At 59.3% G+C, this 20,617-nt stretch carries 18 protein-coding genes; 8 read left to right on the plus strand and 10 right to left on the minus strand.

Translation table 11 applies throughout. The features are described from left to right. Positions 1–102 precede the first annotated feature (102 nt). From ACWGZX_RS14225 to ACWGZX_RS14245, 5 genes are read right to left on the minus strand one after another with little or no spacing between them, the layout of a single operon-like run. Positions 103–930: a class I SAM-dependent methyltransferase gene (locus ACWGZX_RS14225; RefSeq protein ID WP_452628756.1), complete on the minus strand. Its 828-nt coding sequence runs from the start codon at positions 928–930 to the stop codon at positions 103–105. Next, entirely contained in the window at positions 924–2,081 is a 1,158-nt protein-coding gene (locus tag ACWGZX_RS14230) for an acyltransferase family protein (protein ID WP_452628757.1), read from the minus strand. Before ACWGZX_RS14230 ends, ACWGZX_RS14225 begins: the two co-directional genes overlap by 7 nt. After that, positions 2,078–2,971, minus strand: a complete 894-nt coding sequence (locus ACWGZX_RS14235; protein WP_452628758.1) for a class I SAM-dependent methyltransferase — start codon at positions 2,969–2,971, stop codon at positions 2,078–2,080. The genes ACWGZX_RS14230 and ACWGZX_RS14235 overlap by 4 nt, the downstream gene beginning before the upstream one ends. Beyond that, a complete protein-coding gene (locus tag ACWGZX_RS14240) occupies positions 2,968–4,263 on the minus strand; it encodes a glycosyltransferase (protein ID WP_452628759.1) in 1,296 nt (431 codons plus the stop codon). Before ACWGZX_RS14240 ends, ACWGZX_RS14235 begins: the two co-directional genes overlap by 4 nt. After that, positions 4,257–5,834 carry a glycosyltransferase gene (locus ACWGZX_RS14245; RefSeq protein WP_452628760.1) on the minus strand — a complete coding sequence of 526 codons (1,578 nt, stop codon included), beginning with the start codon at positions 5,832–5,834 and terminating at the stop codon, positions 4,257–4,259. Before ACWGZX_RS14245 ends, ACWGZX_RS14240 begins: the two co-directional genes overlap by 7 nt. 429 nt (positions 5,835–6,263) lie before the next feature. Here ACWGZX_RS14245 and ACWGZX_RS14250 point away from each other — a divergent pair, with 429 nt between their 5' ends. From ACWGZX_RS14250 to ACWGZX_RS14285, 8 genes are read left to right on the plus strand one after another with little or no spacing between them, the layout of a single operon-like run. Further along, on the plus strand, positions 6,264–7,178 hold the full coding sequence (locus ACWGZX_RS14250) for a GDP-mannose 4,6-dehydratase (protein ID WP_452628761.1): 915 nt from the start codon (positions 6,264–6,266) through the stop codon (positions 7,176–7,178). Then, entirely contained in the window at positions 7,175–8,158 is a 984-nt protein-coding gene (locus ACWGZX_RS14255; protein ID WP_452628763.1) for a GDP-mannose 4,6-dehydratase, read from the plus strand. Before ACWGZX_RS14250 ends, ACWGZX_RS14255 begins: the two co-directional genes overlap by 4 nt. Positions 8,159–8,161: 3 nt before the next feature. After that, positions 8,162–9,604, plus strand: coding sequence for a mannose-1-phosphate guanylyltransferase/mannose-6-phosphate isomerase (locus tag ACWGZX_RS14260; protein WP_452628764.1), 1,443 nt, complete (start codon positions 8,162–8,164; stop codon positions 9,602–9,604). Then, a complete protein-coding gene (locus ACWGZX_RS14265) occupies positions 9,605–10,402 on the plus strand; it encodes an ABC transporter permease (protein ID WP_223521339.1) in 798 nt (265 codons plus the stop codon). Then, positions 10,402–11,655 carry an ABC transporter ATP-binding protein gene (locus ACWGZX_RS14270; protein WP_452628765.1) on the plus strand — a complete coding sequence of 418 codons (1,254 nt, stop codon included), beginning with the start codon at positions 10,402–10,404 and terminating at the stop codon, positions 11,653–11,655. Before ACWGZX_RS14265 ends, ACWGZX_RS14270 begins: the two co-directional genes overlap by 1 nt. Beyond that, positions 11,652–13,019: a glycosyltransferase family 4 protein gene (locus ACWGZX_RS14275; RefSeq protein ID WP_452628766.1), complete on the plus strand. Its 1,368-nt coding sequence runs from the start codon at positions 11,652–11,654 to the stop codon at positions 13,017–13,019. The genes ACWGZX_RS14270 and ACWGZX_RS14275 overlap by 4 nt, the downstream gene beginning before the upstream one ends. Then, positions 13,003–14,133, plus strand: a complete 1,131-nt coding sequence (locus ACWGZX_RS14280) for a glycosyltransferase family 4 protein (protein ID WP_452628767.1) — start codon at positions 13,003–13,005, stop codon at positions 14,131–14,133. The genes ACWGZX_RS14275 and ACWGZX_RS14280 overlap by 17 nt, the downstream gene beginning before the upstream one ends. Next, the gene (locus ACWGZX_RS14285) at positions 14,134–15,264 is read left to right on the plus strand and encodes a glycosyltransferase family 4 protein (RefSeq protein WP_452628768.1); all 1,131 of its coding nucleotides are present in this window, start codon (positions 14,134–14,136) and stop codon (positions 15,262–15,264) included. A gap of 122 nt (positions 15,265–15,386) precedes the next feature. On the opposite strand, the gene ACWGZX_RS14290 is transcribed toward ACWGZX_RS14285, so the two are convergent. From ACWGZX_RS14290 to ACWGZX_RS14310, 5 genes are all read right to left on the minus strand, one after another. Further along, on the minus strand, positions 15,387–15,764 hold the full coding sequence (locus tag ACWGZX_RS14290; RefSeq protein WP_452628769.1) for a DUF6124 family protein: 378 nt from the start codon (positions 15,762–15,764) through the stop codon (positions 15,387–15,389). A 407-nt stretch (positions 15,765–16,171) separates the two neighbouring features. Continuing rightward, a complete protein-coding gene (locus ACWGZX_RS14295) occupies positions 16,172–18,202 on the minus strand; it encodes a 2Fe-2S iron-sulfur cluster-binding protein (protein ID WP_452628770.1) in 2,031 nt (676 codons plus the stop codon). Between the two features lie 62 nt (positions 18,203–18,264). After that, the gene (locus tag ACWGZX_RS14300; RefSeq protein WP_452628771.1) at positions 18,265–18,891 is read right to left on the minus strand and encodes a glutathione S-transferase family protein; all 627 of its coding nucleotides are present in this window, start codon (positions 18,889–18,891) and stop codon (positions 18,265–18,267) included. A 130-nt stretch (positions 18,892–19,021) separates the two neighbouring features. Continuing rightward, entirely contained in the window at positions 19,022–19,924 is a 903-nt protein-coding gene (locus ACWGZX_RS14305; RefSeq protein WP_452628772.1) for a LysR family transcriptional regulator, read from the minus strand. A 172-nt stretch (positions 19,925–20,096) separates the two neighbouring features. After that, positions 20,097–20,435, minus strand: coding sequence for a hypothetical protein (locus tag ACWGZX_RS14310; RefSeq protein WP_452628773.1), 339 nt, complete (start codon positions 20,433–20,435; stop codon positions 20,097–20,099). Between the last annotated feature and the right edge of the window lie 182 nt (positions 20,436–20,617).

A 20,617-nucleotide genomic window follows, 5' to 3' on the forward strand; every position in this document is an offset into this window, starting at 1 on the left:
GCCACCGCGGTTTTTCAGATAAACCGTGCATTCAGGATTTACGACTGCTACGCCCGAGCGCGGACCGGCCGACGCAGCCTCCGGCAGCTGCTACTTGGGGGTCTATGCTATCGGCTTGCGGGCAATGATCACCTGACTTTTCGCCACGACCGCATCCAGTGCCTGCTTGATCTGAGCGCCACGAGGCGAACTCAAAACCGCTTGCCAGGTATCGGCCCAGTGGTTGAGCAACGGGTGGTCGGCATTGCTGAAGTCAACCTTGGCTTCCCAGAACAGCAGCATCCACATCGACCAGTAAAAGCCGTACTGACTGTGGCTGAGCACTTCCAGGCCGGCGTCGCTGACCATCGCCTTGAACTGCTCTTCGCTGATGATGCGAATGTGGTTCGGTTTCTGGAAATACTCCGGTGCGGCGATGTCCTTTTGCAGGTCTTCGGAGCTCGGGTGCGGAACGCTGAGCAAATACAGCGCGCCCGGTTTGCCGACACGCACCAGTTCGGCGAGGAACTGCGCCGGGTCGTCCACATGCTCGATGACTTCGGTGGACACTACGCGGGTGGCCGTGGCGTCGGCAATCGGCAGCGGATTGCAGTCGGTGACGTGGCATTCGACGTCGCGGGCCGGGGTGTCGCCGAGGCGTTGACGGGTGGCTTCGACCTTGGCCGCGTCGATGTCGGCGATGATGATCTTCGCCCCGCGCATGCCGCAGAAATGCACGTTACCGCCGTCACCACAGCCCACATCCAGCAGCGTGTCATCGGCGCTCACCGGGAAACCGGTGAACAGCTCGCCGGTTTGCTGATTGAACCAGCCACTGAGCATCGCGTCGTGCAGGCCGAGCATGTACGGGTCGACTTTCTCGACCTTGTCCGCCACTGGCTGCGCGGGAGCGGGCGTGCCCGCCGTGAGTTTCTTCAAAAGGCTCAGCATGAGGTAGCTCCAGAGGATGGGACGGCTGTTCGGGATGTGCTCAGGCGCTTGACCAGCGAGGCGCCGCGGTTGCGCATGGGCATTTCGATGTAGCGGTAGTTGAGTTCGCTCAGCAGCACAATCAGGCCGCCAGCCATCAGCAACGTCAGGATCGGATGACCCGCTGGATTGGGTAGCCCGCCAGCCTGTAAACGAAAAGTGAATTCGCGCACCAGTAAATAAGCGGGGATGTGGATCAGGTAAATCCCGTAGGACCGGCTGCCGACCCAGGTCATCAGATTCTTCAGCAAGCCCCGTGGCATCAGGTAATCACGGTTGTAGGACGCCACCCAGACCAGCACCGCGCACAACACGGCAATCACACCGATGCGGTATTGGGTGAACGTAAAGCGATCAGTCGCCATGAAACTGAGCGCCAGCGACAGCACAATCAACGCCGAAACACCGACCCATGGGCGACGCAAAAACGTCGGTTCCCAGCGCAGGTACGAAGGTTGCGCACTCCACATCGCCAACAGCACGCCGAGGGCCAGTGCATCGGTGCGAACCACCATCAGGATCGGTGTGCGCAACGTGAACAATTGCACCGCGACCAGCGCCAGCAAGGCCCAGACCAGATGCTTGCGGCAGACCAGAATCAACAATGGGAACAGCAGGTAGAACTGCTCTTCCAGTGACAGGCTCCAGTACACAAAACTGGTGCCGTATTCGTAGTGATAGAAGCTGTCGGCGAAGCGGAAGTTGGCGTATTGCGCCACACCGGCCAGTGTCGCCTGCACGTTGGCGTGCAGCGTACCGAACGCGCCGGAGCGGTTTAGAAAGAGGCAAGCCAGCAACATCAGCGCCAGCCACATCCAGGCCGATGGCAATAATCGAAAGGCCCGGCGCAGCCAAAAATTGCGCGTCTGCTGCCAGTACTCCTGACGGGTGCTGCAACCTTGCAACGCCGGGATCAAACTGCGTGCGATGACAAATCCGGAGATCGCGAAAAACAGGTCAACGCCCCACCATGGCTGACCGAACGCGGTGATGGTTTGCAGCAAAGGCACCGAGGCTGCAAAGAGGCTGTCTTGCAGGTGATGAAACAGCACGCCGAGTACCGCAATGCCGCGCAACAACTCGATGTCCATGATCCGTTTGTCATTACTCATGCCGTCCTCCTGGACGTTGCATCGGTATCCACCGGTTTGCGCGCGATGATCACTTGGCTCTTGGGCATGAACTGATCGAGCATCTGCTTGATCGCCAAACCGTTGGGTTGCGCCAGCAAGTCCTGCCAGGTTTTCGCCCAGCTTTCCATCAGCGGCGGGTACGGTGCCTGGATGCGGTCACGCACTGCGCCGCCCAGATCGCGCCCGGCGGCACGCTCACTGGCCCAGAAGAAGATCATGCCCATCACCCAGAAAAACCCGGTGGCCTGGCGATGCTCGATCACCAACCCCGCGTCCTCGACCAGTGCGGCGAAGCGTTCAGGGGTAAAAATCTGTACGTGATTGGGCGACTGAAAGTAGCTCGCGGGGGCGATGCCTTTCTGCAAATGCTCACCGACCGGCGCAGGAACGCTGAGCAGATACAGCGCACCGGGTCGGCCCATACGCACCAACTCGGCCATGAACGGTTCTGGTTGCTCGATATGCTCCAGCACTTCCATGCACACGACTTTGCTCGCACAACCATCGGCAAGCGGCAGTGGCAGGCTGTTGCTGACCAGACCGAGATTGGCTTTATCCGACTGCGCATCCACTTGCCGCGCCAGATCGCGAACCTTGTCGTGCTCACTGTCGGTGAAGATCACCGACGCGCCTTGACGCACCGCAAACAAGGTCGCGACCCCTTCGCCACAACCGACATCCAGCACGGTGTCATCGGCGGTAATGGCAAACCCTTTGAGCAATTCGCCGCTGTCGCCCGAAAACCAGCCGTCATGCATTGCATCGTGCAAGCCCACATCTCTTGGCGACACACAGGACGGCTCTACCGGCAACGGCGCGGGCTCGGCTTTCGTCTCAGGAAAGAAACGTCTGACCAATGCGCGAATCATGCCTCAGGGGTTTCCACGGCACGGTGCTCGAACAGGTGCTGAAAAAACACCTTAAGCCGCTGCTCGGCGGTGGCCTGGCTGCAGAATTTCTTGAGGCTGGCCACGGCATGCACGGACATCTGCGCGTAACGGTCGGGGTCACCCTTGGCCACGTCATAGCTTGATTGGTAAGCCCGGCACAACGACGCCCAATTGGTCACGTAACGCAGGGTACGAAACGCCCGGCGCGGGTCATGGGGCCAGGCCGTGAGCTCATCGGTGGAGTCGATCAGGAACGCATTTTCGGCATCCAGGTAATCGATCATCGCCGTGGTCCGTGGCGCCACTGCCGGTTTTCCGCAGGACATGAACTCCATCAGCGGCAGGCATTGGCCTTCGCCGTAGGACGTGTTGACCACGTAGCTGGTAGCCTGCACCAGACGCTCGTAATCCGCATCCGCGAGGTAGCCGTAAATCAGCACGACCCGGCAGCGGTAAGACTGGTTTTTGTACAAGTGGTGAAGGATGTCGGTCAGCGCTTCTTCGGCATCGTGGTGCGTCAGTTTGAGCACCAGCGTTGCGTCCTCAACCTCGCGAAACGTCACGCAAAAGGCACTGAGCATGTCTTCCCAGTTCTTGCGTCCGTCGCCGGGGTTGAACACCGAGGTGTAAATCACGCCGTCGAGGACCAACTCGTGCTCACTCGGCGGGGCCGCGAAATCGATGCCCACACCGTCGCGCGATGACGCAGGCCCAAAGGCTCGCAAGTCGAGTTCGCGGCTGTCTGCCAGCAACCCTTTGATCTTCAAACGCACCTGGTGGGCCAGAGGCTGACGCTGCAATTGCGCACCTCGCTCGGAAAACCGGTCCCACACCGGGGCGGGCACCGCGACGATCGGATAGTCGGCGTCCATCGCCTCGCGCACTGCATCAACGGTGTAGCTGGAATGAGTAATCGCCGCACCCGATGCCCGCAACACGGTGCGCCAGTCATTGAGCGGATCACCGGCAAAGGGTTCGTTGGGGATGGTGCTGAATTCCCACGCGAACACCGGCAGCGTCGGACAAGCGAAATTGATCGGTGTGCGATGCGGCGGCGAGAACGAAAGGAACACGCAGTCTTCACCACGGGCCAGGCAGTCGAGGTACAAGGCATCGACTTCGGTCTGTGGGTCGCTGACCTCTACTACTCGCCCCAATCGTTCCAGCACCGGACGGTACTCCTTGAGCACGAAGTAATAGCTGTACTCCGAACGCCCCAGATTCTGAGCAATGGTGTGCTGGTTGGTTTCCGAATGAATGATGATCAGCATGCGGCGTTATCCGTCACGTTCACTGCCGGCAACACCTGTGGCGCCAGCCCGAAAAAATCCGCCAGGCGTTTCTGCACCGGAGCGAAAGCGCAGTAGTCGTGCATACGTTCGACGGCGGCAAGGGACATGTGCTGATACTCCTGCGGTTGCGCCTTGGCCATCCGGTAGCTGTTTTCGTAAGCGGTTTTCAGCGAACCCCAGTCCGGGCGATAACGCAGCGTTCGGTAAATGATCCGCGTGTCCTGCGGCCAGATGGTCAGTTCTTCGCTGGACTTGACCACAAACGCCACGCGCTCATCGATGTAATCCTCCATGGCCGTGTGATCCGGAGCGATCACCGGTTTACCGCTGGCCATGAACTCCATCAGCGGCAGGCACAGGCCTTCGCAGCGCGAGGCATTGACGTAGTAACTGGCGGCTTCATAAAGCCGGGCGTATTGCGGATCGTCCAGGTAACCGTGCATCACCACCACCCGACAGGCGAATGGCGAGAGCTGCGCGAGCAAGGTCATCAGCTCGTCGTAATAGGACGACAGATCGCTTTGGGTAATCTTCAGCACCAGGGTGGCATCAGCCGTTTCGCGGAAGGCCCAGCAGAATGCGGTGATCAGTTGATGCCAGTTCTTGCGGCCGTCACGCGGGTTGAACACGGTGACGTAGACCACGCCGTCGACCCGGGTTTCTACCAACGAGGTGGTGTCTGGCCATTGGCGCGGTTCAGGCTCTGGCACGGCAATCGTCTGCGGGCCGGCGATGGCTGGCAGGTATTCGGCCACTCGAGCATGTGCCGCATCCGAGAGCAAATCGCGAATGCCTTCCCAGTACCACTGGCTCAGAAAGTGCGTGCGATGCACCGGAATCGGCAGCGTTTTGCCCATGTTCCGGCGCCACATGTGCAGGTAATGCCGGGCAATCACGAAGCGGCGTTTCAGTGTCAGCGGCGGTGGCTTCAACGCCTCCAGCTCGGCTTCGCGCGCGGCCAGTTCCTCGGCGGTCGGCACCACGGGAATCAGTGCATCGGCGCTGAGCCCGAGAGTACGCGTATCGAAAATGCAGCCCTTGATCTCCAGCGTCGAACCGGCGTTCACCGGGACACTGGTGTGCTGACGGCGAATGTCCGCGAAGTTTTCCCACAACGGCGTGGGCAACACCAGCACCGGGAAGTCGTCCCCCATGGCCTTGCGAATCGCCCGGGCGGTATGAGTGGAGAGCGTGATCACCCGGCCCTGACGCGCCAGCATTTGCGTCCAGTCCTGGCGCGGGTCGTTGTCCCACTGCTCATCGGGAATCGAGTCGAACTCCCAGGCCACCACGCAGATCGTCGGGCACTCAAGGTCGTTCGGGGTTTTCTGCGGCGGCGTAAATGACAGGAACAGACTGTCTTCGCCAGCGGCCAGCAGCTGTTTGTAGAGGGGATCGACCTCGGCGGTGGAGGACACCACATGCACGCGCCCAAGGCTTTCGAGCACCGGGCGATAAGCCTTGAGCACGAAGTAGTAACTGTATTCGGGACGACCGAGGCTGTGGCTGATAGAGCCGTCGTTGACGTCCGAGTAAAGAATGAAATTCATGGCATCCCACGAGGAAACCGCCATCCCGGCAGCCCCACTCTATGACGGCAAAGCCATGGATCGAGCCAGCGTTCGCCAGTCATCGCCCATCGTCTTCTTGCCCGTCTACGTTCTTGTTTTAATGGTCGGATTCGCGGAGTCTCGGAAGATCCCAAACAAACACCGGTTATCGTGACGAGGGGCATTCTAAACACATCCATTGAGGATTCGTGAACCGCCCGGCGAGAATAAAGCGGGTGACTCTAATGAGAACTGACTGGTCACGGTTGGACCTGTTGAAATTGCCGAGCAATTGGCACAGATTGGCTACCAAACAACTACAACAAAAATATTTCGCCTGTCTTTCGACCCGGTAATCCATCTGGTCTGTCAGACCTCTCCTTAAAATCTGTGGGGAATGGACGAAATGAATGACCAAGGGGCTGCTGTTTGAAAAAGCGTCTGTTCGTGACGGGTCTCAGTGGATTCGTCGGACAACACATCCAATCTCGCCTGAACGCTGATGCCTCGGATTGGGCGCTTCTGCCTGCCCCTTCACGTTACGATCTCGCTGAGCCAGGCAGTCTCGAAAGCCTGTGGCCCGAGATGCCCGACGCGGTCATTCACCTGGCAGGCCAGACCTTCGTTCCTGAAGCCTTCCGCGATCCGGCGCGCACACTCAGCATTAACTTGCTCGGCACTCTGAATCTGCTTCAAGCCCTGAAGGCCCGAGGCTTCAACGGTACTTTTCTATACGTCAGCTCTGGCGACGTTTACGGCCAGGTCAGTGAAACCGATCTGCCCATCACCGAACACCAGCCACCGTGCCCGCGCAATCCCTACGCCGTGAGCAAACTGTCGGCGGAATTCCTGAGCCTGCAATGGGGCTTGAGCGAAGGCTGGCCGGTCATGGTCGCCCGCCCGTTCAACCACATTGGCACCGGCCAGAGCGACAGCTTCGTCATCGCCAGCGCCGCCCGGCAGATCAGCCGAATCAAACAAGGCTTGCAAGCGCCGCAACTGGAAGTCGGTGACGTCGATGTCACACGCGACTTCCTGGATGTAAACGACGTAATTTCGGCCTACCTGGCGCTGCTGGAAAAGGGCGTGACGGGACAGGTCTACAACATCTGCTCGGGGCACGAGCAGAGCATTCGCAGTTTGATCCAACAACTGGGGGACCTCGCCCAGGTCGACATGCAATTGATTCAAGACCCCACACGCCTTCGCCGCGCAGATCAGCGTCGCGTTTGTGGTAGCTCTGCCAAGCTGGTCCAGGCCACAGGATGGGCGCCTGAAATCACAACACAACAATCCCTGCGGGCGATCCTGTCCGACTGGGAGAAGCGAGTACGACAAGAATGACAAAAAGTGCACTGATCACAGGGATCACCGGCCAGGACGGCGCGTATCTGGCCAAACTGCTGCTCGACAAGGGTTATAAAGTCCACGGGTTAGTGGCGCGACGCAGCAGCGATTCGCGCTGGCGCCTGCGTGAGATGGGCGTCGAGGGCGACATTGTTTACCTGGACGGCGACATGGCCGATGCCTGCTCCGTGCAGCGCGCGGTCATCAAGTCGGCCCCGGACGAGGTCTATAACCTGGCCGCGCAAAGCTTCGTCGCCGCCTCCTGGGACCAACCGGTCACCACCGGCATCGTTGACGGCCTGGGCGTGACTCACCTGCTCGAAGCCATTCGTCAATTCAGTCCGCATACGCGTTTTTATCAAGCATCCACCAGCGAAATGTTTGGCCTGATCCAAGCCGAGCAGCAGGATGAAAACACCCCGTTCTACCCTCGCAGCCCGTACGGCGTGGCCAAGCTGTATGGCCACTGGATCACTGTGAATTACCGCGAAAGTTTCAACCTGCACGCCAGCAGCGGGATCCTGTTCAACCACGAATCCCCCCTGCGCGGCATTGAGTTCGTGACCCGCAAAGTCACCGACGCCGCCGCCCGCATCAAGCAGGGCAAACAGCAGGGCAAACAGCAGGAACTGCGTCTGGGCAACATCGACGCCAAGCGCGACTGGGGATTTGCCGGCGACTACGTCGAAGCGATGTGGCTGATGCTGCAACAAGACAAGCCCGATGACTTCGTGGTCGCCACCGGCGTGACCACCACCGTGCGCGAAATGTGCCGGATCGCTTTCGACCACGTCGACCTGAACTATCGCGATTTTGTGAAAATCGACCCGGCGTTTTTCCGCCCGGCCGAAGTGGAAGTATTGCTGGGCAACCCGGCCAAAGCCCAGCGCGTACTTGGCTGGAAGCCAAAGACCGATCTGGATACCTTGATCCGCATGATGATGGATGCGGACATGAAACGCGTCGCCAAGGAGTAGGCCATGCTGATTCCCGTGATTCTCTCCGGCGGTGCCGGTACTCGCTTGTGGCCGGTGTCCCGTGAGGGCCATCCCAAACCCTTCATGACCTTGCCCGATGGTCAGTCGCTGTTGGGCAAAACCTACCGCCGTGCCGCCGGTTTGCTCGATGGCTGGGGCGATATCGTCACGGTGACCAATCGCGACTACTACTTCCAGAGCAAGGATCACTATCAGGAGGCGCACCTCGGTCGCCATCGCGGGCACTTTCTGCTTGAGCCGACCGGTCGCAATACGGCCCCGGCCATTGCGGCGGCTGCGCTGTCGCTGAAAGCCCTGCACGGCGACGAAGCGATCATGGTGGTGATGCCTGCCGACCATTTGATTCTCAACGTAGACGCCTTGAAGACCGCCGTGGAACACGCCGTGAATCTGGCCAAAGATGGTTTTCTGGTGACGTTTGGCGTGGTGCCGACCGCTCCGGAAACCGGATTCGGCTACATTGAAACCGGCACAGCGCTGGACCATAAAGGGGCGGCCAAGGTGCAGCGCTTCGTCGAGAAACCCGACCTGCAAACCGCGACGCAATACCTGGAAAGTGGCAACTTCCTGTGGAATTCCGGGATGTTCTGCTTCTCGATCGCCGCCCTGCTGGCCGAGCTGGAAATACACGCCCCCGAGTTACTCGAGCAGGCGAAAACCTGCATGGCGGACAGTAACCCGGTGGAAACCATCGGGTTCCTGCAACAGGAGTTGTCCCCGACGTTGTTCGCGCAAATGACTGACATTTCCATCGACTACGCCCTGATGGAGCGTTCCGACAAGGTGGTTGTGGTGCCCGCCGCTTTCGACTGGAGCGACATCGGCTCGTGGGGCGCGGTGGCCGCGCTGGTGCCGGCTGATGCACAAAACAACCGCGCCAGCGGCGACGCGGTGTTCATCGACAGCCACAACAACTTTATCCAGAGCGAAGACCGTCTGGTGGCGGCCGTGGGTGTGGATAACCTGATCATCATCGACACCGCCGACGCGGTGTTGGTGGCCCACGCTGATCGCGCCCAGGACGTGCGCCGGGTGGCCAAACAGCTCAAGGACAAAGAGCACGAAGCCTATCGCCTGCACCGTACGGTCAGCCGACCTTGGGGCACCTACACCGTGCTCGAAGAAGGCCCGCGCTTTAAAATCAAACGCATCGTGGTCAAACCCGGTGGTAAGTTGTCGCTGCAAATGCACCACCATCGCAATGAACATTGGGTGGTGGTCGAAGGCATGGCCAAAGTGACCAACAACGGTACCGGCACCCACCTGGTGGCCAAGAACGAATCGACGTTCATTGCCGCCGGTCACAAACATCGCCTGGAAAACCCCGGCGTGATCGACCTGGTGATCATCGAAGTGCAAAGCGGCGAATACCTGGGGGAGGACGATATCGTCCGCTTCGAAGACCATTACGGCAGGACGGTTTGAATGCTGCTTTCTCTGTACCGCTCGCTGTGGGGCTATCGGGGTTTTATCCTCGGTAGCGTCCAGCGAGAGTTTCAGTCGCGATATCGCAATTCGTTGTTCGGTGCCCTGTGGACCGTGCTCAACCCGCTGTCGATGATCGTCGTCTACACCGTGATCTTTTCCCACATCATGCGTGCTCGTTTACCGGGCGTGGATGACGGCATGGCCTACAGCGTCTACCTCTGTGCTGGCCTGCTGACCTGGGGGCTGTTCGCCGAAATCACTTTGCGCAGCCAGAACATGTTTCTGGATAACGCCAACCTGCTGAAAAAAATCAGCTTCCCGCGGATCTGCCTGCCGGTGATCGTGCTGTTCAATGCCGGTATCAACTTCGCGATCATCATTGGCTTGTTCCTCGGCTTTCTGCTGATCACCGGACGTTTTCCGGGCATGGCCTTGTTGGCCTTGCTGCCGCTGTTGGCGTTGCAAATCATGTTTTGTGCCGGGTTAGGGATGATTCTTGGCGTAATGAACGTGTTCTTCCGCGATGTCGGACAATTCTTCGCTATCTGTATGCAATTCTGGTTCTGGCTGACGCCGATTGTGTACCCGATGAGCATCCTGCCGGAATGGGTACAACGTCTGCTGCAACTCAACCCCCTGACCAACCTGATCACCAGCTATCAGAACGTGTTTCTTTACGGCCAATGGCCGGTCTGGAGTTCGCTACTGCCCATCTTCGTCAGCGGCGTGGTGTTCTGCGTGATCGGGCTGCGGCTGTTCCGTCAGCGGGTCGGTGAAATGGTGGATGAACTCTGATGGGGCACATACGCGTCACCGGCCTGGGCAAGGCCTACAAACAATACCCTACGCGCTGGAGTCGGCTGGCCGAATGGCTGATTCCGTTTTCACCGATTCGCCATCATCCCCACTGGGTGCTGCAAGACGTGGCATTCGAGATCGCCCCCGGTGAAGCGGTGGGCATCGTCGGGGTCAATGGTGCCGGCAAAAGCACCCTGCTGAAAATGATCACAGGCACCACCCAACCCACCTGCGGCAACATCCAGCTCGAAGGCCGCGTCGCCGCCCTACTGGAGCTGGGCATGGGCTTTCACGCAGATTTCACCGGCCGGCAGAACGCGATCATGGCCGGGCAACTGCTGGGCATGCACGTCGAAGAGATTGAAGCATTGATGCCCGAGATCGAACGCTTCGCGGAAATCGGCGACGCCATCGATCACCCGGTGCGCACCTATTCCAGTGGCATGCAGATGCGCCTGGCATTCAGCGTGGCCACCGCGCGACGCCCGGATATCCTGATCGTCGACGAAGCGCTCTCAGTGGGCGACGCCTACTTTCAACACAAAAGTTTCGATCGCATCCGCAGCTTTCGCAAAGCCGGCACCACCCTGCTGATCGTGTCCCATGATCGCTCCGCCATTCAGTCTATCTGCGACTCGGCGATCCTCCTTGAAAAGGGTCGCATGGCCATGCACGGCACACCTGAAGCCGTCATGGATTACTACAACGCCCTGCTCGCCGAGCGCGAAGGCCAGACCGTGCGTCAGGAAGCGCTGTCTGGTGGTCAAGTCAGCACCATTTCCGGTACCGGTGAAGCCGGGATTCTCAGCGTGCGCCTGCTGGACGAAAACGACCGATCCATCGACGCCGCCGAAGTCGGTCAGCCAGTGGTGCTGGAGGTAAAGGTTGAAGTCCGCCAGGACATCGAACGGCTGGTGCTGGGTTTCATGATCAAGGATCGCCTGGGCCAAGCCATGTACGGCATCAATACCCATCGTCAAGACAAGGCTCTGACCGACCTGCAGGCCGGCGAGCGCGTGACCTACCGCTTTGCTTTCGTCATGGGCCTGGGAAAGGGCAACTATTCCGTGGCGCTGAGCCTGTCTCGGCTGGATTCGCACCTGGACCGCAATTTCGAGTGGCGCGATTACGGGTTGGTGTTCCATGTGATTAATAACCGGCACGAAGACTTTGTCGGTTGCTCGTGGCTGGGAGCGAAAACCACCATCACTCGCGCGAACACGTCGATCACCTCGGAGAGCACGCCATGACGCGTCTGCTGGTGGAATGCACCCACGTGTTTCAACACCCCAAGGTCAACTCGGGCATTCAGCGCGTGGTGCGCAACGTCATCAATCAGCTGCCGGAAAGTGTGGACGGGGTTGAGTGCATCCCGGTCGTGATGCTCAAAGGCCAACTCTATCGAGTGCTGATGCTCGGCGCGCTGAACATCCCGTTTTTTGATCACATGATGAACTTTGGTGGACGACTGGGGCGATTGGCTCACCGTTTCTGGCAACTGCATCAACGCCTGCACAATCGCAGCAACTCGCGAGTGATCAAGCGTTTGCTGCACGTGGCCTACCGGGTAACGGCGGTCACCTGCTTCAGCATGCCGCTGCGGGTGATCGAAGGCATCAACCAATATCAGCTGCCCAAACGCTGCACGCCGTTGCAGCACCAACCGGGGGATCAATTGGTGCTGCTGGACTCGTCCTGGCATACCGACTTTTTCCCGTTTGCCGAACAGCTCAAACGTGAAGGCGTGGGCATCGTTGCAGTCATCTACGACCTCATTCCCCTTACTCACCCGCAGTTCTACGACAACCGGTTGGTGCAGGTTTTCAACGAATGGTTCGACTGGATCACGAAAACCGCCGATGGCTACGTGGCGATTTCTGCCACGGTGCGCGATCAGGTCCGCGAGGAATTGCAGCACCGTCTGGGTTCTGCCAAGGCCAAAGAGTTGTGGTTCGATTATTTCCACCTCGGTTCCGAGCTCGACCTGAGCGAAGCCTCCGCTGCCGTGGAACCGCGCCTTGCACGGCTATTCAAGGCGCCGGAACCGGTGTTTTTGATGGTCAGTACCATCGAGCCGCGCAAGAACCACGACTACCTGCTGGACGCCTTTGAACTGGCCTGGGCGGCGGGCTCCAACGCCCGATTGTGCATTGCCGGTCGAATCGGCTGGAAATGTGACGCACTGCTCGCCCGGGTACGCAATCACCCGCAACTGAACCAGCGTCTGTTCATGTTCAACGACCTGAGCGATACCAGCCTCGAACATGCCTATAGCCACGCCAGCTCACTGGTGTTTCCGTCCTATGTCGAAGGCTTCGGCCTGCCACTGGTGGAAGCCATGCAGCGCGGACTGCCGGCCATGGGCAGCGATATTCCGGTCTTTCGCGAAATCGGCGGCGAGTTCATGGCGTACTTCGATCTGGCCGAGCCACAAAGCCTGGCCGACCTGGTCGTGCGTTTCGAGCGCAGCGGTCAGTTCCCGGCGACCCGCGACGTAGCCGACTGGCGCTGGATCGGCTGGTGTGAAGCCAGTGCGCAATTGGCTGAACGAACCCTGCGCAATCTTGAACAAGCGCCGGTCATGCCAGAGAGGCAGTATGCGAATTGCCCTTAATGCCCGGATCCTCCAGGCGCCGCGTACCGGCATCGGCCACTACGTCGCCGAACTGGCGAACGCCCTTGCGAGTGAGCCCGATGTTGAACTGGCGCTGTTTCATGGCTGGGGTTGGAGCTCCGTGCTGCCTGAAGCGGCCATGCCCGGTTATTCCCGACTGACGCCGCTGTTGCGGCAAATTCCGGGGGCCTATCAGGCCCGGCGCTGGCTGGAGCAGAAACGCTTCGATCAAGGTCGCGCGCAAACCATCGACCTCTACCACGAACCGAGCTTGTGGCCGCTGTCGTTCGACGGCCCGACGGTCATCACCCTGCATGACCTGACACACCTGCACTACCCCGACACTCAGCCGCCCGCGCGCTTGCGAGAAATCGAACGGCGGCTGGCCGACGGCGTGCGCCAGGCGAGCCTGATTCTCACCGACTCGCAGTACATTGCTGACGAAGCCCAGGCGCATTTCGGGCTACCGGCCGAACGCTTTGTCGTTGCTCCACTGGGCGTAGCCGCGCGTTTCCACCCAAGGGCGCCTGACGCCATCGACGCCGTCCTCAAGGCCCATGGCGTCGAGCCGCGGGAATACTTCCTCTGCGTCGGCACCCTGGAGCCGCGCAAGAATCTGACCTTGGCCCTGCGCGCCCACGCCCGACTGCCTGAATCGGTCCGTCAGCGTTTTCCACTGCTGATCGTCGGCATGGCCGGCTGGCAGCGCGAGCAGTTCAGTGAAGAACTGCATCAGGCTTTGGCCTGTGGTCACGTCTGTTTGCTGGGCTATCTGCCTGACGAGCAAGTGGCACAACTGTTGGCCGGCGCTCGGGCGTTGATTTTTCCGTCGCTCTACGAAGGCTTTGGCCTGCCGGTGCTGGAGGCCATGGCCAGCGGCACGCCGGTCATTCTGACTCGACGTTCGGCCATGCCCGAAGTGGCAGGCGTTGCGGGCAACTATGTTGAAACGGACGAACCCGACGGCTTACGCGATGCAATGAGCCGTCTGATCGATGATCAAGCGCATTGGCAGGTATGCCGAGAAGCCGGATTACATCAAGCAAGGCTTTTTACCTGGGAACGCTGTGCGCAGGTTACGGCCCGCGCCTACCGCCAGGCTATGGGAGGTTGAATGCGAGTTCTTCATTTTTTCAAGACGTACCTGCCTGACTCGGTCGGCGGGATCGAGCAAGTTATTTTCCAGTTGTGCGAAAGCGGTGCCCAGCACGGCGTTGAAGGCCAAGTGCTGACACTCAGTGCCGATCCTGCCCCGCCGGTGGTTCAGCTTGGCCATCACGAAGTTCATCGGGCCAGACTCGACATTCAGTTCGCATCCACGGGGTTCTCCTGGAGCGTCTTCAAACAGTTTCGCGAGTTGGCGGCCGAAGCCGACGTGGTCAATTATCACTTCCCATGGCCCTTCATGGACCTGGTGCATTTCGCCAGCGGCGTGAATAAACCGAGCGTGGTGACCTACCACTCGGACATCATTCGCCAGAAACACCTGCTCAAACTCTACCGGCCGCTGATGAACCGCTTTCTGGCCAGCGCCGACCGGATCGTCGCAGCGTCGCCCAACTACTTGCACACAAGCGATGTGCTTCAGCAGTTTCAGGACAAGACTCGCGTGATTCCCTACGGCCTGAACAAGGCAGGTTATCCACAGCCCGACAGCGAGCGCATGGCCCACTGGCGGCAGAAGCTTGGGGATAAGTTTTTTCTGTTTGTAGGGGTGATGCGTTACTACAAAGGTTTGCACATCCTGCTCGACGCCTTGAAAGACCTGGATTACCCCACGGTGATTGTCGGTGCCGGCCCACTGGAAGCGGAACTTCACGCCCAGGCGGCAGCTTTGGGTTTGCGCAATATTCACTTCCTCGGACGCCTGGGCGACGAAGACAAAGTGGCGCTGCTGCAACTGAGCTACGCCATCGTGTTCCCGTCACACCTGCGCTCAGAAGCGTTCGGTATTTCGCTGCTGGAAGGCGCGATGTATGGCAAACCGATGATCTCCAGCGAGATCGGCACCGGCACCAGTTACATCAACATTCACAACGAAACCGGGCTGGTGGTTCCTCCAAGTCATCCACAGGCCTTCCGTGAAGCAATGCGCACGCTGTGGGAAAACCCGACGCGTGCGGCGCAAATGGGCGTGAAGGCTGAGGCGCGTTATCGGAAATTATTCACGGCGGACGAAATGGGCCGCAAGTGGACAGGGTTGTACGAAGAACTGCTGGAAGAAAAATACCTGTCCTACGCCTGATTGCTCTTGTAGGAGCCGGGCTTGCCCGCGATGGCGGTTTAACATTCGACATTGATGTGGACTGACACTCCGCCATCGCGGGCAAGCCCGGCTCCCACAGGGGATTTGCTGTATCAGTGTGATCAGCGGTGTGGCGCGGGTTTGGGGATTTCGAGGTTATCGAGCATCCGGTTCACCGCCAGTTCGGCGAGCATGACGATCTGCTGGATGGCCATGGCGGTGTTTCGGTGCGGCCCTTCCAGATACCCCGCAAAATCACTCGCCATCACACTGGCCTGGGCCAATGACTCACAGGTATGGGCCAACAGATCTTCGTCTTTAATATCCGGAGCGATCAAAAACATCGTGCTTGGCTTACGAGTAGCGGGTGATTTGAGGGCGGCGGGATTGAGGTAATGATTCAGCGCGCGTTCAGCGGCTTCGTTAAGTTTTTTGGAGTCGATGGATTCGTATGGGGAAATGTCGTCGGTTTCCGGGGGATTCGGTGTTTCTTTGATCATGGTTAAGCTCCTGATGTTATGGAGCTGCCACTTTCGGTTTCCAAGCGAATGGGTGGCAGCTGTGCGTGGGCTGGAAACCCGAGGTAGGAGCTAACCCTGGCAGACCCGAAGGTCTCCCACGCACAGCCGCCATAACGCAGAACTGCGGGCAGAAAAAACGCCGCAGTATGTCATGAGGACAACTGATTAGCTCCCATCCCTCGGGTTTCCAGGCCCGGCCGCTGATTCGTCAGCGACCCACAAAGCCTATCGACTCCACTTCCCACCCGGCAACCGACAGAACCCGTCGGAATCGTTCCCCAAAATCACCGCGTCTGTAGGACGTGCGAAAGATCTCAAGGTGACCTCAATCAAAGGTCGGAGCGAGCCCCTCGCCACAAAAGCCCGCTCCCACAGGGATTTACTGATTACAGGTCCAGCACCAACGGCTGCGCCCCCTGCGCCGGCACCGCACAACAAATCAGCACTTCTCCAGCGCCGGGCACTTCTGCCGGTACCTGTGGATAACTCACCGCGCCGCTGATCAGACGGGTTTTGCAGGTCCCGCAGGACCCGCCGCGGCAACTGAACTCCGGGCGTAAACCACGGCTTTCGGCCAACTCCAGCAAACTCCCGCTATCGGGCTTCCAGCGCGCTTCTTTGGCCGAGCGCTCGAACACGACCGGTACCGACGTCGTGGCGGCCGGTGGTTGCTCGATGACCACAGCATCCGGGTCGGGTATCCGGCGTAACGTCGACGGGCCAAAGGTCTCGGCGTGAATCCTCGAATCACGGATGTCCATCTCACGCAGGCTGTCGTACATCACCTGGGTAAAACTGCCTGGACCGCAGAGGACAAAATCCAGCTGATCGTAGTCTTCCACCTCAAGCGTGGTCTTGAGCAGGTCGGCGTCGATCCGCCCGGTCAGGTCATAATCTTCGCCTTCGCGCGCATCGGGCTCCGGCTGACTGAGCAAACGCAGGACGCGCACCGCGTCGCCGAGCCCATCGAGCAAGCGGTTCAGTTCCGGGCGAAACGGTTGATCGGCCAAGGTTCGTGAACTCTGGAAGAACCAGGTCGGGCGGATGCTTCGCGTGCGCAGGCCTTGATAAACCACTTCGCGCACCATCGACAGCAGCGGCGTAATGCCCACGCCCGCGGCCAGCAACACCAGCGGTCGCCGCTCATGAGGTGCCACCGTGAAATGCCCTTGAGGCGCACGGGCCTCCAGAACATCACCGACACGAATCTGCTCATGCAGGTGCGATGACACCAACCCGTCACGCTTCACACTGATCCGGAAAAAATCATCAGACGGAGCGCTCGACAGGCTGTACGTGCGGATATGCACATCACCGGCAATGTTGAACCGCAGCGGCAAATGTTGCCCGGCCTGAAACACCGGCAACCCGGCGCCATCGGTAGGCTCCAGATAAATCGAACGGATGTTTTGGCTTTCCGATTCGATACGCACCACCCGCAGCGGCCGCCAGCGATCCCCCAAGGCCTTGGCTTGCAAACGCGCGGATGCCAGCGCCCAGGTGCCGGTCAGCAGACTGGTGGGCGACACGCCGTCGAAGCGCCAGCGCAAGGCCAGCGCCGCAGGCCGGCGCACCACGCGCTCGACCTCGAAGGTCCACAGCCGCTCGGCACCTTGAAAGGCTTCGATTTGCGGGCCGTCGAGGATGATCTCGGTGCGCCCACTGAGGTGCAGCAGGTCACCAGAATTGAAATCGATGAACAACAAACCGGCGCGAGGATTGATCAGCAGATTGCCCAACGTGTTGAAATGCAGGTTGCCAGCGAAGTCCGGAATGGTCAGGCGATTGCCCTCTACCTGTACGAAACCGGCCTGCCCGCCCCGGTGAGAAACATCCACCGAACGCTGGCCATCGACGTCCACGTAGCTGGCGACAAAGAATGTGTCCGCCTCGACGATCATGGCTCTGGCCGCGTCATCCAGTTCATTCAAGTGCTGTGCAACGCGGCTCGCGGGGTCCGCCAATGGCACCGAGCGAAACTGGCGCAATTGAATGTATTGCGGGCAGTTGCCGAATGATTGCTCCACCGTCACGCCGAATCCGCCGGCTGTCACCGCGTCGACTCGACCATTGAGGCGGTTGCGACGTCGGGTGTGCAGTTCGATACCGAGCAGACCGATGGCGGCACCGTCTTGCAGTTGCGCGGGGTCATCGGCACTCGGCAAACAGTCGAACTGCAACAGTGAAGGGTCGGGAGAATGAGCGAAGCCCGGCGGCCCTTCAAGAATGCTGGCCCAAGGGTTGCCATCGGCATCTACGGCGCCGTACAGCATGAACGGCAGTTGTTGATAGAACGTGCGGTGCTGATCCGGCATCTGACTGCGAATCACCCTGCGACCGAACGCCTCCATTCGCTCGGCAACGCCCACATGAGCTTGCAGCTGTTTCTCGCCGGCGTGCCAAGGTGAATGTTCCATAACGGTTCTCCCCTACGCCCATCGCGCACAGTGAACAGCCCGAGCAGGTCGGGCCGTGAGCATCAGGCAGTTTTTTGCAAACCGGCCACGGTACGCGGCATGCCGACAAAACCAGGCAAGGCTTCAACCCGCGCCAGCCAGGCGCGGATGTTGGCGTAGTCGTCCAACGAGATATTGCCTTCCGGCGCATGAGCGATGTAGCTGTAGGCAGCCACATCGGCGATGGTTGGCTCGGCGCCCGCCAGGTACGGCGTTTCAGCCAGTTCCTGATTGATCACTTTGAGCACGGTGTGGGAATAAGCGATGACCTCTTGAGCGTTGTAAGGCCCACCAAACACCGTGATCAGCCGGGCCCGGGCCGGGCCAAAGGCAATTGGCCCGGCGGCAACGGACAACCACCGCTGAACCTTGGCTGCTCCGACTGGATCAGCCGGCAGCCAGCGACCGTTTCCATATTTGCGCGCCAGATAAACCAGGATCGCATTGGAGTCGGCCAATACCACGCCTTGGTCATCAATGACGGGCACCTGACCGAACGAATTGAGTGCCAGAAAGTCCGGTTGCTTGTGCTCGCCCTTGGCCAAATCGACAAAGATCAGCTCGGTCGGCAGTTGCAGCAGCGACAGCATCAGCTCCACACGGTGAGCATGGCCGGAACGAGGGAAGTTGTAGAGTTTGATCGCTTGCATGGTCGACTCCGCTGGGTGGTGGCGCCGTTCAGGAGGGATCAGCACCGATGGACGCTATCTTCCACCCACAACCAAAACAACAGAATAACCAGCAAACGCAATCCATTGTTTCATTCAGTGCAATAACCCATTAACCGTGCAGCGACGGATGTTCTCTTAATGTTGTCACGGCGAAATCGACAAAACTGCGGACTCGCACCGACGCCTTGCGGCCACCCTGGTAGACCACATGAATGGGTAACGCAGGTAGCTCGAAGTCAGCCAGCACGATTTCCAATTCACCGGCGGCAACGTTGCTGGCCACTTGATAAGACAAGACCCGGGTGAATCCCAAACCCATGCATGCCGCCGTGATGGCCGCCTGATTGGCGGTGACCACCAGACGCGGTTCCGGACGTACATTCAGCGGCTCACCCCCTTCAAGGAATGGCCAGGTTCTGAGCTGCCCAATGGACGACGTTGCAACGATCGGGGCAGCACTGAGCTCATTCGGATGTCGTGGCCTGCCACGCGCCGCCAAAAACGTCGGGGAAGCACAGACCACCCGTCGCACCTCACCCACACGAATCGCATGTTGATTGCTGTCAGGCAACTCACCGATGCGCACCGCCACATCAATGCCCTCCTCGACCATGCTCACGACCCGGTCAACCAGTAAGGCATTGATGCTGACTTCAGGAAATTGAGAGAGATAACCGACCATCACCGGTGTGACAAACAACTCACCGAACAACACCGGCGCGGTGATCGTCAGTTGCCCACGAGGCTGGGCATGACTGCCGGCCGCCGAATCCTCCGCTTCCTGCACTTCGGCAAGAATCCTCCGACAATCCTCCAGATAACGTAGCCCCGCCTCGCTCAAATGCACGCTGCGGGTGGTACGTGTCAGCAACAGAGTGCCAATGCGTTTCTCCAGTGCTGCCACCGCCCGGGTGACACTGGCCGCCGACATCCCCAAACGTCGCGCCGCTGCCGAGAAACCTTGTTCCTGGGCCACGGCGGCGAAGACCTGCATTTCCTGGAATCGGTCCATGGGGCATGTCCTTTATTCAGATAAAAAAAATCGCAACCGTAGGCTGCGATTCTTAATGTTTGTGCAGGATAAATAAACAATGTCACGGCGCGAGTGAATTTACAGCCCTTGGCAGCCGGTCGGGTGAAGGGTATCGAACAGGGGAAATCCGATGCCGAGAATCCCGTCGTAGCTACTCAAGCAACTGATCAATCAAAACCGCGTTGCTGTAGATCAAACTTCCATCACTCGCTCGATGCCCGACCAAATGGAACTGACCGCGCTCGTTGTGTATATAGACGCGCATTTGGCAGTCGGACAAAGGTCCATATCCCTCTGGCAGCATCAATTCCAGTGAGCTCATGTCGACATCGACCATGGCTTCACGCTCATGGGTCTTCTGCAGGCGTTCTTCAGCTTGTTCCAGACCCAGATGGAGGGTTCCATCGACGTAAAAATGGATTTCCCCCACCGGGGTCGACTTTTGTTCTCCGTTGACTTTGCACCAGCCTTCGATCGTCAAGGCACTCATGACGCGAAACCTCCGTTGTGGACTGCGGGACTCTGTGGCTCTTGTCTCTTCTCAATGAAATCCGCTTCTGGCCAGTTCTGCCATCCGTCATCGGAATTGAGTATAGCTGGCGACCGGGCATCGCTTGCTGTAACCGCGTCGGCAGAAGGTCATCTGCTTCATCGGAAAAACTCGTGTGATGG

The sequence above is a fragment of the Pseudomonas sp. CLCA07 genome (assembly GCF_053615335.1).

Bases quoted from the DNA above. Each gene is read 5' to 3' on its own strand.
- ACWGZX_RS14230 (WP_452628757.1), bottom strand. From the start codon at position 2,081: ATGAGTAATGACAAACGGATCATGGACATCGAGTTGTTGCGCGGCATT.
- ACWGZX_RS14270 (WP_452628765.1), top strand. From the start codon at position 10,402: ATGGGGCACATACGCGTCACCGGCCTGGGCAAGGCCTACAAACAATAC.
- ACWGZX_RS14285 (WP_452628768.1), top strand. From the start codon at position 14,134: ATGCGAGTTCTTCATTTTTTCAAGACGTACCTGCCTGACTCGGTCGGC.
- ACWGZX_RS14275 (WP_452628766.1), top strand. From the start codon at position 11,652: ATGACGCGTCTGCTGGTGGAATGCACCCACGTGTTTCAACACCCCAAG.
- ACWGZX_RS14295 (WP_452628770.1), bottom strand. From the start codon at position 18,202: ATGGAACATTCACCTTGGCACGCCGGCGAGAAACAGCTGCAAGCTCAT.
- ACWGZX_RS14300 (WP_452628771.1), bottom strand. From the start codon at position 18,891: ATGCAAGCGATCAAACTCTACAACTTCCCTCGTTCCGGCCATGCTCAC.
- ACWGZX_RS14255 (WP_452628763.1), top strand. From the start codon at position 7,175: ATGACAAAAAGTGCACTGATCACAGGGATCACCGGCCAGGACGGCGCG.
- ACWGZX_RS14305 (WP_452628772.1), bottom strand. From the start codon at position 19,924: ATGGACCGATTCCAGGAAATGCAGGTCTTCGCCGCCGTGGCCCAGGAA.
- ACWGZX_RS14310 (WP_452628773.1), bottom strand. From the start codon at position 20,435: ATGAGTGCCTTGACGATCGAAGGCTGGTGCAAAGTCAACGGAGAACAA.
- ACWGZX_RS14290 (WP_452628769.1), bottom strand. From the start codon at position 15,764: ATGATCAAAGAAACACCGAATCCCCCGGAAACCGACGACATTTCCCCA.
- ACWGZX_RS14235 (WP_452628758.1), bottom strand. From the start codon at position 2,971: ATGATTCGCGCATTGGTCAGACGTTTCTTTCCTGAGACGAAAGCCGAG.
- ACWGZX_RS14280 (WP_452628767.1), top strand. From the start codon at position 13,003: ATGCGAATTGCCCTTAATGCCCGGATCCTCCAGGCGCCGCGTACCGGC.
- ACWGZX_RS14225 (WP_452628756.1), bottom strand. From the start codon at position 930: ATGCTGAGCCTTTTGAAGAAACTCACGGCGGGCACGCCCGCTCCCGCG.
- ACWGZX_RS14260 (WP_452628764.1), top strand. From the start codon at position 8,162: ATGCTGATTCCCGTGATTCTCTCCGGCGGTGCCGGTACTCGCTTGTGG.
- ACWGZX_RS14240 (WP_452628759.1), bottom strand. From the start codon at position 4,263: ATGCTGATCATCATTCATTCGGAAACCAACCAGCACACCATTGCTCAG.
- ACWGZX_RS14245 (WP_452628760.1), bottom strand. From the start codon at position 5,834: ATGAATTTCATTCTTTACTCGGACGTCAACGACGGCTCTATCAGCCAC.
- ACWGZX_RS14265 (WP_223521339.1), top strand. From the start codon at position 9,605: ATGCTGCTTTCTCTGTACCGCTCGCTGTGGGGCTATCGGGGTTTTATC.